The sequence below is a fragment of the Mucilaginibacter sp. P4_D1 genome (assembly GCF_056401935.1).
This window is the reverse complement of the sequence record NZ_JBFUIJ010000003.1, coordinates 189,528-202,659: the sequence shown is the minus strand read 5'-3', so window position 1 is coordinate 202,659 and position 13,132 is coordinate 189,528. Positions and strand designations below refer to the sequence as shown.

General features: G+C 44.0%; 11 protein-coding genes. 6 read left to right on the top strand and 5 right to left on the bottom strand.

The features are described 5' to 3' along the window. Positions 1-348: 348 nt before the first annotated feature. On the bottom strand, positions 349-693 hold the full coding sequence (locus AC1DV1_RS04690; protein WP_477356008.1) for a carboxymuconolactone decarboxylase family protein: 345 nt from the start codon (positions 691-693) through the stop codon (positions 349-351). Positions 694-838: 145 nt separating this feature from the next. Here AC1DV1_RS04690 and AC1DV1_RS04685 point away from each other — a divergent pair, with 145 nt between their 5' ends. From AC1DV1_RS04685 to AC1DV1_RS04660, 6 genes are all read left to right on the top strand, one after another. Further along, entirely contained in the window at positions 839-1,216 is a 378-nt protein-coding gene (locus AC1DV1_RS04685) for a VOC family protein (RefSeq protein ID WP_477356005.1), read from the top strand. A 182-nt stretch (positions 1,217-1,398) separates the two neighbouring features. Beyond that, complete coding sequence (locus tag AC1DV1_RS04680) at positions 1,399-2,493, top strand: AI-2E family transporter (protein ID WP_477356002.1); 1,095 nt, start codon at positions 1,399-1,401, stop codon at positions 2,491-2,493. A 147-nt stretch (positions 2,494-2,640) separates the two neighbouring features. Continuing rightward, positions 2,641-3,603, top strand: coding sequence for an MBL fold metallo-hydrolase (locus tag AC1DV1_RS04675; protein ID WP_477356000.1), 963 nt, complete (start codon positions 2,641-2,643; stop codon positions 3,601-3,603). A 26-nt stretch (positions 3,604-3,629) separates the two neighbouring features. Beyond that, a complete protein-coding gene (locus AC1DV1_RS04670) occupies positions 3,630-4,517 on the top strand; it encodes an alpha/beta hydrolase (RefSeq protein ID WP_477355996.1) in 888 nt (295 codons plus the stop codon). Positions 4,518-4,610: 93 nt separating this feature from the next. Further along, positions 4,611-4,952 carry a hypothetical protein gene (locus AC1DV1_RS04665; RefSeq protein ID WP_477355992.1) on the top strand — a complete coding sequence of 114 codons (342 nt, stop codon included), beginning with the start codon at positions 4,611-4,613 and terminating at the stop codon, positions 4,950-4,952. A 109-nt stretch (positions 4,953-5,061) separates the two neighbouring features. Beyond that, on the top strand, positions 5,062-5,946 hold the full coding sequence (locus AC1DV1_RS04660; protein WP_477355989.1) for an alpha/beta hydrolase: 885 nt from the start codon (positions 5,062-5,064) through the stop codon (positions 5,944-5,946). 175 nt (positions 5,947-6,121) lie between these two features. Here the strand turns inward: AC1DV1_RS04660 and AC1DV1_RS04655 are convergent, their stop codons facing one another. From AC1DV1_RS04655 to AC1DV1_RS04640, 4 genes are all read right to left on the bottom strand, one after another. After that, positions 6,122-6,679 (bottom strand): hypothetical protein, encoded by a 558-nt coding sequence (locus AC1DV1_RS04655; RefSeq protein ID WP_477355986.1) that lies wholly within the window; start codon positions 6,677-6,679, stop codon positions 6,122-6,124. Between the two features lie 7 nt (positions 6,680-6,686). Then, positions 6,687-7,484 (bottom strand): FHA domain-containing protein, encoded by a 798-nt coding sequence (locus tag AC1DV1_RS04650; RefSeq protein WP_477355982.1) that lies wholly within the window; start codon positions 7,482-7,484, stop codon positions 6,687-6,689. Positions 7,485-7,558: 74 nt separating this feature from the next. Further along, positions 7,559-11,641 (bottom strand): FtsW/RodA/SpoVE family cell cycle protein, encoded by a 4,083-nt coding sequence (locus AC1DV1_RS04645; RefSeq protein WP_477355979.1) that lies wholly within the window; start codon positions 11,639-11,641, stop codon positions 7,559-7,561. Continuing rightward, the gene (locus AC1DV1_RS04640; RefSeq protein ID WP_477355976.1) at positions 11,641-13,074 is read right to left on the bottom strand and encodes a protein phosphatase 2C domain-containing protein; all 1,434 of its coding nucleotides are present in this window, start codon (positions 13,072-13,074) and stop codon (positions 11,641-11,643) included. Before AC1DV1_RS04640 ends, AC1DV1_RS04645 begins: the two co-directional genes overlap by 1 nt. Between the last annotated feature and the right edge of the window lie 58 nt (positions 13,075-13,132).

The following is a 13,132-nucleotide window of genomic DNA, read 5'->3' as shown; positions in this document are numbered from 1 at the left end:
ACATAAAATAACTTGCGGCGGGATTTTGATTGATACATAAGATTAGGTTTTTACTAATATTATACGCTTGCCATTCATTTTTATTGCGTTAAAAACCAACACATTACCGATAATCATGATTACCTATACAGTTCCGGCTTTGATTTTCCTACCAGTGCTAAGAAGTATGTCAGCGCGTCGAAATCGCAACGCTATAAAGCGGATTTGTATAGTTTGCGATTGTTTCGTTCCTCTTAATGACATAGTTTGCCTATGTCATTTTACCTGTAAGCGTCTCAGATTTTACAACCCGCAACGATGCATGTTTAAAAATCACTCCATTTATTTTCTTATCCAACCCGAAACTTGCTAAGCTTGGTTTAGTTCATCCCAATACTCTACCGCACGTCGGTAATGAGGTATAACGATAGATCCGCCTACCAAATTGGCTATCATAAATATCTCGTTCATTTCGTCGTTGTTAACGCCGGCCTCGTGGCATTTGCCCAGGTGGTATTTAATGCAATCGTCGCAGCGCAATACCATACTGGCAACCAGGCCAAGCATTTCTTTGGTTTTTACATCAAGCGCGCCACCGGCATAGCTGGTGGTATCCAGCGCGAAGAAGCGTTTGATATTAGTGTTGGCAGTTTCCATTATCCTATCGTTCATCCTGGTGCGATAGCTGTCAAATTCTTCTACAAGTTTTCCCACTTTATAATTATTGAGTTAATGAATTAGTGAATTGTTGATTTCATTTATTTTTGACAATTTTACTAAATTATTTAGCATTTTCAATATAAATCTATAATTTTATCCCGAGTATTTATTTCAATTTTTACCGCTTAATTAAAAAACAATGGAAAGCTTGTCGCCCAATATTTTTGTTAAGGACATTAACGAAACTATAAAATTTTATCACCTGCTGGGTTTTGAACTGGTAGTAACCGTACCCGAAGCCGGCAATGACCTTATTTGGGCCATGATGGCCAAAGGGAACGTAACCATGATGTTTCAAACCATGGCCAGCCTGGGCGAAGAGCTTCCCGATATCAGCCGCCAGGATGGAGCTTCGATGCTGTTATATATCAAACTTAAAAACATCCGGGCATTTTTTGAGTCGGTAAAAGAACTGGTACCTGTTTTGAAAGGCTTAGAAACAACTTTTTACGGGGCCACCGAGTTTTCGATTAAAGACAATAACAATTACGTGCTTACGTTTGCCGAGGACGAGTAAAACGATTAAGCCAAAGGGTGGCAATCATTAAAGTAACTTTCATCTTTTACCGGTGGATATATATTTTCAACAAGCCGTTGCCGAAGAAAAGATGGTCTTTTGCTTAATAATTTTGTATCTTCAAACCTCGGGTACCGTTTTGTGTTAAGGTATCTGAACAGCACCAGATAATCATCTACTCTATGCCGGCAAAAAAAATTATAGCCCCTTTTTATGAACGACTCGCGCTCACCCTGCTGGGTTTTTTGGCCCTTGGCTACCTGATCATTATCGGCAAAGATATCCTCGACCCATTAATTTTCGGGTTTATATTTGCCATCCTGTTGCTGCCGGTTTCCAATTTCCTTGAAAAAAAGCTGCGCCTGCCGCGCAGCATGTCGTCATTAGCATCTATCCTCTTATTGGTGGCCCTGGTTGGCGGCATACTGTATCTGGTAGGTTCCCAAATATCAAACCTTGCCAACGATTGGCCGATGCTTAAAAGCCAGGTTTCGCAATCCATTCACGATTTGCAGAATTGGGTACAATCGGCATTCCATATCAACGCGGCCAAGCAACTAAAATATGTAGATGATGCTTCCAAAAAAATAATGGAATCTGGAACGGATGTGGTAAGCACAGCTTTCGGCGCAATCTCGTCGCTCATGATATTTTATGTGTTTATCATGATCTTCACTTTTTTTATTTTGCTTTACAGGCGGCTCCTTCTTCGTTTTATCATTTGGGTATTCAGGGACGAGAACTCGGCCGTGGTGATGGATATTGTAGAAAACATTCAATCTATCATGAGGCAGTATATATTGGGGCTATTGCTTGAAATGTTTATAGTAGCCAGTGTTGCCATTACCGTTTTTTTATTAATTGGCATAAAATACGCGGCATTGCTGGGTATCATAGTAGGTTTATTTAACATCATACCTTATATCGGCATTTTCACGGCGTTGTTATTAAGCACCATTATCACTTTTGCTACCGGTAATATTGGTAAAACCGTAACGGTAGCTGTTAGCGTAATTATAATACACGCCGTAGATGCCAACTTTTTGCTGCCAACTATTGTGGGTTCAAAGGTGAGGCTTAACGCCCTGATCTCGTTCATCGGCATTATCCTTGGCGAGATGATCTGGGGGCTTTCGGGCATGTTCCTTTCTATACCGGTTATTGCTATTTTCAAAATTATATTTGACCGCATTGAAAGCCTTAAACCCTGGGGTTACCTGTTAGGAGGCGACTATGAGTTAAATAAAAAAGCTGCCGAAAAGCTGAAAGTTGAATAATATTGCTTCCGTCATTGAATACTACAAAGCTGAGATTTTGAGAGCCATTGCTTTTAAAACAGCTTTTATTTTTGTTTAATTGATAGGTATATCATTAATTTAGCGGCATAACAATTGTGCTGTACTGCAATTGAAAATCTACCTTTAATGATCCGTAAATACCTTGCTTTAAGTGTTATTGTATGTGCGCTGATACCTTTTGGGACAAATGCACAGGTTAAACCTGCACCGTCATTCAGGCTGGTGCCTTTGGGCGTGCTGGGGGGCATTGATGAAAGTAACCTATCGGCTTACATGCTGGCAGCAAGCGGCAGTAACAATTACATATGCTTAGATGCCGGCACGCTGCACTATGGCATAAAAAAAGCCATCGAAAACAAGGCTTTCCCTGTTTCGCCGGAAAAAGTATTAAGGCAATACATTAAAGGATATTTCATTTCGCATGCCCATCTTGATCATCTGGCGGGCCTGGTGATTAACTCGCCCGAGGACAGCACTAAAAACATTTATGGCCTGCAAAGCACACTCCAAACAATCAAAACCCACTACTTTACCTGGGCAAGCTGGGCCAACTTTGCCGACGATGGAGAAAGTCCCGCTTTAAAAAAGTTCCATTACAAACCACTTGAGCCGGGCAACGAGGTGGCTATAGAAAACACCGCACTGAAAGTACAGGCATTCCCGCTAAGCCATTCAAACCTCACCAGCACCGCCTTTTTGGTACACAGCTATGATGCTTATATTTTATATTTAGGCGATACGGGGCCCGATGCTATTGAAAAAAGCACCAACCTGCAAAAGCTTTGGGAAGCTATTGCCCCCCTGGTTAAAAGCAAACAACTAAAAGCCATCATGATCGAGGTTTCGTTCCCAAGCGAGCAACCTGATAAAACATTATTTGGTCATCTAACCCCCCATTGGCTAATGGCCGAAATGGACAAACTGGCCGCATTAACCGGCCCGGATGCCATCAAAGGGTTAAGCATTGTTGTCACACATTTAAAACCGCCGGCAAGCAGCATTATCAAAATAAAAGAAGAATTAAAAGTTGAAAATAAATTACAACTAAATCTGGTTTACCCGCAGCAAGGCAAACCGCTTACTTTTTAACAGCTACCAACCCCAATTTAGGATATATGAAAAATATTTTCAAAACGTGCCTGTTCCTTTGCTTCCTGGTAAGCACGGGCAGCGCATTTGCCCAGCAAGGCAAAGTAATTGAAGAGCAAACCGTTAAAAGCAAAATTTTAAAACGCAACGTTAAATACACCATTTACCTGCCTGCCGATTATGAAACGGCAAACCGTACCTACCCTGTAGTATACCTTTTACACGGATACTCCGACGATAACACCGGCTGGTTACAATTTGGCGAGGTAAACCGTTTTGCTGATCAGGCCATTTTAGACGGTACCATACCGCCAATGATTATTGTGATGCCCGATGGCGGTACCAGCTGGTATATTAACTCCTATGATGGCAAGGAAAAGTATGAGGATTTTTTTATCAAAGAATTCATACCACATGTGGAGCAGGCCTACCGAGTAAAAACAGAAAGACAATACCGCGGAGTTGCCGGCCTTTCCATGGGTGGCTACGGTACACTGATTTACGCTATTAAATACCCGCAACTATTTTCGGCGGCGGCGGCATTAAGCGCGGCAGTATTCCCAGACGACCAGATGGTTAACCAGCCCGATGACAATTACGAACACGTTTTTGGCCAGCTATTTGGCCGTGGATTGAAGGGTAAAGACAGGCTGAATAAAGACTGGCAGGCAAATTCAGTGTTGAACCTGGTACAAAATAAAACGGCAGACGAATTGAGCAAAGTGCGCTACTGGATTGATTGCGGCGATGACGACTTTTTAACCATAGGCAACAGCATGCTGCACATAGCCCTGACAGAAAAGAAAGTACCTCATGAATTCAGGATGCGCGATGGTGCCCACAACTGGACGTACTGGCGCACAGGCATCACCAACGCCCTCAGTTTTATAGGCGATGGTTTCAGGCAGAAGTGATAGATGTGCAGATGGATTGATAAGATGGATGAGATAATGTTTCACTGTTGATAAATGGCAAAGGATTTTAATCTTCCGATTTCAATAGACCACATGGAAAAACTTACGGATGGGACGTTACCGATAGCTGATTTTTTGAGCGAATTTTGGGACGACGATCAAAACAACGCCAACATGCAGCAGGGCCTGGCGTCCTACTTTTATGATAACGGAGGATCGCCCGAGGTGCGGGAATTTGATATTGTAGATGCTCAGTTTAACACCAATGACTTAACGGGATCATTCAAATGCATGTTCACGGTGTATTATTTTTTCACCTGCAGCGATATTAAAAACGACAAACGCGAAAACATAACCTGGAAATTTAAAATTGACGAGACAGGGCCAACCGTTGCTTTTGCAGGCGAAGAACCATGGGTGTGGGATGCGGATTAATTATAAATGTGCAGATATGCAAATTTCAGATGTGCAGATGAAAATGGAAACATTTCAGACGTATAGATTTATTTTCAAATCCTCAAATTTTCAAATTGATTAAAATATTATGAAAAAACTTATTTTACTCTGCTTCTTCCTTTCTGCATCGGCTGCATTTGCACAGCGTATCCCGGCCGGCAAGGTGATAGAGGAACAAAACGTAAAGAGCGATATTTTGAATTACAACGTAAAGTACGCCATTTACCTGCCTGCCGATTATGAAACATCAAACCGTACCTACCCTGTAGTATACCTGCTGCATGGCTATGGCGACGACCAAACCGGCTGGCTGCAATTTGGCGAGATTAACCGTTACGCCGATAAAGCCATCGCCGATGGTAAAATTCCGCCCATGATTATTGTAATGCCTGATGCAAAAACCACATTTTACATTAATTCCTACGATGGTAAACGTAATTATGAAGATTTCTTTTTCAGGGAATTTATTCCTACCATCGAAAAAGATTATCGCATAAAGGGGACCAAGAAATACCGCGCCGTAGCCGGTTTATCTATGGGTGGATTCGGCACCTTAATTTACAGCATCAAACATCCCGAAATGTTCTCGGCAGCGGCAGCATTAAGCGCAGCCGTACGTAACGACGAAGATTTTATGGGTATTACCGATGCCCGGTGGGCCGAGGCCTACGCTAAAGTTTTCGGCCCCAACCTTAAAGGCGCCGAGCGGTTAAATGATACATGGAAAGCAAACTCCATTTTAGGATTAATTCAAGGCAAAACAGCCGATGATCTTAACGATGTACGTTACTGGATTGATTGCGGCGATGATGATGCCTTAAGCAAAGGCAATTCCCTGTTACACGTAGCCCTGATGGACAAGAAAGTCCCCCACGAGTTCCGTATCCGCGACGGTGCCCACAACTGGACTTACTGGCGCACCGGCATTATAGATGCATTAAATTTTATCGGGGATAGTTTTAGACAGAAATAAAATAGTATCAAGTAGTAGTTAGTATCAAGTATCAAGACTGGAGTTGCTGGTTTGCATTGTTAATTCGACATTACTGGTAGCTGCTTGTGAGAATGCAAGCAACGAAAAAAATCTTGCTACTTGATACTTGCTACTTGATACTAAATTTTGACACTAACTACTTGATACTAAAAATCTATTGATCACTCAACAAATCAATACAGTTCTTACTAAATTTTGCAAGGCGGGCGGGCAGGGTGCCAAGGGCGGCTTCGTTATTTAAATTGGTATAGAGTACCTTAATAATTTTCAGGGTATTTTCGTCCGGATCGCAGGCCTGGGCTTTTTCAAGGTGCGGTAAAGCCAACCGTGCTTTTTCAATATAATTCAAGTTCATTACCACGGGCTTTCCCGAAATATCTTTGATATACAGGTAGCCCAAAGCACGGTGCGCCACATAATAATCAGGCTGGGCAGCCACAACTATTTTGTAATATTTAATAGCATTGATGCTTTGATTATCGTCTTCGTAAAGTTTTGCCAACGAATTATAAAATGCCACCCGCACTTTGGGCGTTAGTTTGGCTGTATCGGGCAAAATCTTTTGGGCAAGGGCAATTGATTGGGCAGCGTCATCATTCAGCTTTGCCACATTAAAATCAAGGTAACTATCATAAACCTGCTCGGCTGTTTGAGCCCGGGTTACGGCTCCCGAAAACAATAATAAAAGCACCACTAATACCTTTCGGGTCATAATTTAGTTATCCTTCTGCCTTAACGCTAAACAAAAACACTACCGATTCGCCCAATATTACCTGATCGCCTTCGTTCATGGGGTGGCCAATCTGGGTCGAATTAAGCTTAATCAGCTTATCGTCTGCTGCTATGCTGATCTTGGTTTTATTACGCGGTGGCACACCACCCTCATCGGCAAAAATCATAAAACATTCCGCGTCTTTATTCCATTCAATATGGGCGTGTTGCCTGCTAATAAATTTGTTACTGGGGTCGTTACTATCTGCCGGGAATATGATCTTGTTCAGCCTGTATGATCCGTTCTCGGTTATCACTTTTTTATCCCGGCCAATATTAATCTTGCCGTCGGTAGCCTTAATCAAATACTCTTCCTGTTCGGCCTCTCCGCTTAGTATCCTGATATAAGCAATGGCCGACGATGCATTATGCGCCACCTGCCTGCGGGTATGCATCTGGAAAGCGGCGTCAATCTCGGGAATCTTTGGCACATCAGCGGGAAGCTTATCTGCAAATAGCACGTCAATGGTCCAGTCATCGGGTAACTCTATCGCGTAGTCATCAGCAATCCGTTGAATCTCGTTCCTGAATACTTCCTTTTCGTGCACATAAACCGCACCTTCATAAAGATGTTTGTCGTCGGGGTCGGGTGCCAGGTAAAGCAGTAGCTCTTTGATGTGTCTGCCTTCGCCGCCTTCAACCTTTTGCAGGGCCTCTTTTATAAAACGTAGTATGGCTTCGCGCAGGCCCTTTACATCAACCTGTCCCTTTTCTCCGCCGCTTTTACTAAAAAAACTAAATGCCATTTTTTAAAGTTTTAAGTCTTGAGTTTTAAGTTCCGAGTCTTTATTTTTTGACTTGGAACTTAAGACTCTATACTTTATTGAATAATCTCTTCCGGATTCTCCGGCACAATACTCTTCATATAACCCTTTTCCAAAAGGAAGGGGATCACGTGTTTTCCGGCTAAATGCACCGCATCTGACGATCCTTTGGTCGATTCTACACGGATACAAACAACCATATTGCCTTTTCCGTTTGCCTCCGGCGCAAAAAATACATACCACCCATCATTTACGCTTTTATTTTTAACAATACGCTCGGGCGTACCGCTTTTACCGGCAACTGCTATACCCAATATAGGCACCTTTGGCGCGCTTTGCGTTATCATATATTGCTTCAGCAAGGCGGCATAATCTGGTTTATCGGCCAAGGTAATACCGGCCTTTACAGGCATTTTTGTTTTGCCAACATTCAATACAAACCGATTGGCTAATAACACGCCATTATTGGCTACGCCCGATACCAGCCGGGCAACAGATGCGGGAGTAGCAATCAACTCTCCCTGCCCCCAGGCCATACCCGAAATACCCTTGGCCCTGGTTTTATGAATATTGTTAGGATCGTACCGGGGTTTGGTATTAAACTCGGTTTTACGCCACAGGTTACGCCACTTTTCTTCCTGAGCATCGTTTTCGGCGGGTTTATTATAATAGTAGCCGCCCACCCCATGCAAAAACATCCCGGTTTTCATATACAGGTTTACCATATACTCTTCCAGGTGCTGCTGATTGGCCAGTTTAATAAAATAAACGTTGTTTGACTTGGCTATTGCGCGCTCCATGGTAATGATACCGGTTTCGTCCGGCTCGATACCTTTGGTACGGATACGCTCTTCCATACTTACGTGGTAGGTTACTTTAGATGCGTCAATGCCCAGCTTATTAAATGCCGACATGGCTGTTAATACTTTAGCTGTTGAACCTGGCTGCGAGGCATAAGTAAAGCCCAGATCGGTAGTGGTCATCCAGTTGGATAATTTATTCTGATCGGCCTGCGACATCGTTAGCTGATCCCAGTTGTGCACTGGTGGCAGCGGGTACTGCGCCGATACCAGTACATCGCCAGTATTGGCCTCCATAACCACTACGGATACCCGGTTATCATACAAAGATGTATCGGTAGCTATAGATTGCTGAATTTTTGTTTGCAAGTCGGCGTCCATCGTCAGCTTAACATCCCGGTTACGATTTTTAAATGCTGCCACTTCGGGGCCGTTAATATCGGCTAACAGCAATGGTGCCAGTTCGCTATAATCCTTCTTAGCTACCGTCATTTCCTTTACGCCACGGGGCAAAAACCTGTCTTCCTGGTAGCGCGATGCCTTTACATTGTAACTACTGACGGGCATTTTAAAACCACGTAATTCGGCCGCGTGTTCATACTCGGCAAAGTAGCCGTTGGTACTGCCATTAAATACACCTGTATTTACGTCGCCCGTCCAAAAAAACATTTGTTCTTCAAAGGGGTAAAACCGTTCCAGCCGCTTGTGCACTGCCGAATCGAGGTTATAATCTTTTACGCCTGCTACAGCCAGCTTCTTTTGCTGTTTTTCAATAAGTTCGGGTTTACTGGTAGCCAGGATCAATCCGTTCCTGTCCAGTAACGATCCGGCCTGCAGCTTGTTCATTAGGATAGCAATCCTTGGGTTATAGCTAAACATCCGCAGCCCGCTTTTATCGGCAACCAAGGCTGGCTTCACCACCCATTTTTTATTATCGGCGCTGTAGCGCGATACATTTACGGTTAACAATATTACGCCGGCCAACGCCGCCGCTAAAGCGGGCACCAGGTTTTTATCCTGCTGTTTGGTAATGTAATCCATTTGCACCTGGCTGCCCTTTACCAATGATACCGACAGCAAAAAACCGGTTGCCAATAAATTGATTACCAACGACGAGCCACCATAACTCTCAAACGGCAACGATACGCCCGACAAGGGCAAAGCACCAATTGAGCCACCGGCTATCAGCAAAAACTGCACGAACGTACATACCCCTATCCCTGCGCTTAAGTAAAACAACAGGGGCGTACCCGTTTGCCGCCCAATAATTATCGACCGGTGTAAAAACAGCAGGAACAATATAAATACGGCCGCCATACCTGCCCAGCCAAACTCCTCGCCTATTGATGGCAAAATCATATCGGTATGGGCTTCGGGGATTGTTTTAGCAAAGCCCTGGCCAACACCTTCGCCTGTTAAACCGCCCCCAGCCATAGCCCAAAGGCCGTTGGCTACCTGGTCGCCGCCATAAACTTCATTGTTCCATGGATCCTGCCAAATGGCTTTACGCTCAACCAAACGCTCAACAGGGCCGGGGATAATTTTTTCAAGCCCTGGAATTTTGTCGATGGTTAAAAAAGCACTGATCACAATTAATGCCATTACTGCCGATTCACTTAAGTATTTTGGTTTCCAAAAACCAAACAAACCTAATATGCCAAAGGTAATGCCCGCGCTTAGCCAAACATTGTCAAAAAACCAGGTAATAAGCACATAAAGCACCACAAAACCGGCCATTGGAAAAAAGTCGCCACGAGAGAAAGAGAACAGGATGATAAAAGTAAAACAGATTACCATGGCAGGTCCCAGATCGCCCAAAACTAAAAACAGCAGCAGCGTTACCAAAGTGGCTATCAGTGCCGATGAAAAGAACGACAAGCGCTTGCTCCAACTGGCATACTGGCTTATAAATTTTTCATTAGCGGCAAAAAATCCCGCCAGGAAAATAATTACCAAATATTTTACAATTTCGCTTGGCTGAAAACCCAGCAGGTTTACCTTAACGCCACTACCCTCGGGCCCGGTGCCAAATAAAATTGTACTAAACAAAATGCCCATGGCCACAACAACCCATGGCCAGCCATTTGCAGCGCTGCGCGTATTTTTAAATACCAGCAAACGGTATAAACCCGAGTCGGCAGTAAGCTTGCGCAGGTTGATAAACAGTATAACGCAGATAATACCAACGCCTATGCCCAGGTAAATGAGGGTGTCTTTTGCTAAAAACCTATCCCTTAACGGATCCTGCAAGCTTAATAAAGTAAGAAACGAGATTCCCGTAAGTACCATTACCAGGGGTAATATAATTTGATCGGCCTGCGGATAACGGTAGCTTAACAGGATATGGATAATAATAAACCCGGCAAAAAAGCTGGCAGCAATAATCCAATACCAGGTGTTGAAATCGTCGATGGTACGTACAATAAATGCTCCCTCTTTTTTCAGGATATTGAAATCGCGGGTTGACAGCAGCTTAATGCTGTGCGGCGACTGCACAAAGTTTACCTTTTTATCGCCATCCAGTTCAACAACCCCCTGCGAGCGGCCAAACTCAAAACCTGGCTGCAAGGGTAATAGTTCAAATGCCTTATCGGTGGGCAAATTTTTAAACTCGTAATTGCCATTGGCATCGCTACGGGCAAATGCCGTAAGCGACTGTAACTGTCGTTTTTTATCGGCATTGGCAATAAACACCTTTTTTGCAGCCGGCAAATTCTCGGTGGTTGTGTTTTTGGCAGCCGTTTCCTCGTCAGAATAAATACTGTCTCTGGGCAATATCATATTCAGCCTCACTAAAACACCAGCAACCGGTTGTTCTTTGTGGGTGATTTTGCCACTGATGCTGTAATCGCCCAGGCCCAGATCGTTTTGGACGGGAATTTCGGGCGGGTGATTTTTTTCCTGGCTAAACCGGATGGAGTCATCCCCGGTATAACCCAGCAATTCGCGCGAATCCAATACCCGCTGCCTGAATGATTCCCCGCCTTGTTCTATAGCCTCATCGGCATTAACATAGTATTTGCGTTTATTCAGTTCGCCGGCGTTATCAAAAGCGCCAGCCGAGCTTGCCTTGACGGCAATAACAGACTGAATATAATCTACATCCCTCGGGTCATCAAAATAGTAACCTTTTTTTAGTAACGCGGCTACGTTTCTGGCCCTGTTTGGGGCATTTAGGTTTACGATGGTGCCATCCTGCAGGCGTTTATCAACATCCGTAAATTTTTGCTGCAAAACCATATATAGCCGGCCAAAAAGCATAGCCAGCAAAATACCTGTAAGTAATAAAAACAATCGCTCCAACCGTCTGCCGGGAGCTTTGGGTGTGCCCTTATCCATTAGTGCTTGATGGCTTTGGGTAACGAATCTATTTTGAACATGCCCCCAAACAACCTGCCCGATACATATTGTTTATCGGGGAAAAGGTAGGTAGTTTGCACAGGCGTTACGCAGTTGCTAAACTGAACATATTTTAATACCAGGGCATCGTTATGTGTAATAACTCCGGTTTTAAAGCCATCAAATGCCACACTATCCAGCACCACATATTTGCTTTTTGGCGATAACATGAAAGCTGCCCCCTTATAACCCGAATCGGGTTTAAAAACAATTTTACCTTTTGCCTTTATGTACAGGCTATCCCTGCCAATATAAATGGAATCGCTTAATACTATTGGCTCCTTAAAGTCAGTGGCAGAAAGTATAAGGGTGTTCCCCTTCAACTTATTCAGCGTATCCTGTAGCTTTATTTCGCCCGCGCTTTTTGGCCTGGTAACAGGCCTGGCGGCAACCGGTTTTGTATCGTCGTGCTTTAGCTGCTGGTTTATCCAGTACTGCCACACAAATCCGCATAAAACAACCAGTAACAATATGGCCAGTAAAACTACCGCACCGCGATTGCTTTTTTGCTTTACTGGAACAGTTTCGGGTCCATCGGGTAATTTAGGGCGATGTTTGGGATCAATAATCTCTTCGGCAACCTTAGCCGAAGCCACCGGCCGGGTTACATTTTGAACACGCGGAGCCTTGTTGTTATGTACCAGTACCACCGTCACGTTATCTTTACCGCCTTTATTATTGGCCGCCTGTATCAGTTTAGCTGCCTTATCTTCCAATTCGCCGGCCCCTGTCAGGATACTTTTTATCAGGTTTTTATCAACCAGGTCGGTAAGGCCATCGCTGCAAACCAATAACATATCCCCGGGCAAAAACGGCGAGTGGCCTGTCTCTACAAAGTCGGCCTCTTTAGCAATATTAGGGTCAAAACCCAGGGCTTTATTAATTTCGTTACGCTTAGGATGATCCATGGCGGCTTCTTCGCTCAACCTGCCCGAATCTTCCAGGAAGCCTACAAAGGAGTGATCTTTTGAGATTTTAATGAGCGAATTATCGCGCAGCAAATACAAACGGGTATCGCCCACATGGGCGTAATGAAACTGGTTATTCTCCAGGTCGACCACCGCAAGCGTAAGTACGCAGGCCATGTTCTGCAGTTCCTTATCTGCTATTTTTTTATCGTAAATTTGTTTGTTGGCATCAATAAAAGTATTCACCAGCAAGGCGCTCACATTGCCGGCGATGTACGATAGATCTTTAATAATGGTCTCGCGCGCAATTTCGGCGGCAACCTCGCCGCCTACATATCCGCCTACTCCATCAATTACACAGGCCAAAATAAAATTATCATCATTGGCTTTCTGGGCAATAAAGGCATCCTCGTTATTGTCCCGCTGCCTGCCGGTATCGGTTAGTCCGAAATAATTATTTGCCATGGCTTGATCTTTTTATGTCGATAAAATGGGCCAGCAATAACAAAACACATATTGCCAG

Excerpts from the sequence above, each read along its gene's own strand:
- AC1DV1_RS04650 (WP_477355982.1), bottom strand. The coding sequence starts at position 7,484 with ATGGCATTTAGTTTTTTTAGTAAAAGCGGCGGAGAAAAGGGACAGGTT.
- AC1DV1_RS04675 (WP_477356000.1), top strand. The coding sequence starts at position 2,641 with ATGATCCGTAAATACCTTGCTTTAAGTGTTATTGTATGTGCGCTGATA.
- AC1DV1_RS04685 (WP_477356005.1), top strand. The coding sequence starts at position 839 with ATGGAAAGCTTGTCGCCCAATATTTTTGTTAAGGACATTAACGAAACT.
- AC1DV1_RS04655 (WP_477355986.1), bottom strand. The coding sequence starts at position 6,679 with ATGACCCGAAAGGTATTAGTGGTGCTTTTATTATTGTTTTCGGGAGCC.
- AC1DV1_RS04680 (WP_477356002.1), top strand. The coding sequence starts at position 1,399 with ATGCCGGCAAAAAAAATTATAGCCCCTTTTTATGAACGACTCGCGCTC.
- AC1DV1_RS04640 (WP_477355976.1), bottom strand. The coding sequence starts at position 13,074 with ATGGCAAATAATTATTTCGGACTAACCGATACCGGCAGGCAGCGGGAC.
- AC1DV1_RS04670 (WP_477355996.1), top strand. The coding sequence starts at position 3,630 with ATGAAAAATATTTTCAAAACGTGCCTGTTCCTTTGCTTCCTGGTAAGC.
- AC1DV1_RS04660 (WP_477355989.1), top strand. The coding sequence starts at position 5,062 with ATGAAAAAACTTATTTTACTCTGCTTCTTCCTTTCTGCATCGGCTGCA.
- AC1DV1_RS04665 (WP_477355992.1), top strand. The coding sequence starts at position 4,611 with ATGGAAAAACTTACGGATGGGACGTTACCGATAGCTGATTTTTTGAGC.
- AC1DV1_RS04645 (WP_477355979.1), bottom strand. The coding sequence starts at position 11,641 with ATGGATAAGGGCACACCCAAAGCTCCCGGCAGACGGTTGGAGCGATTG.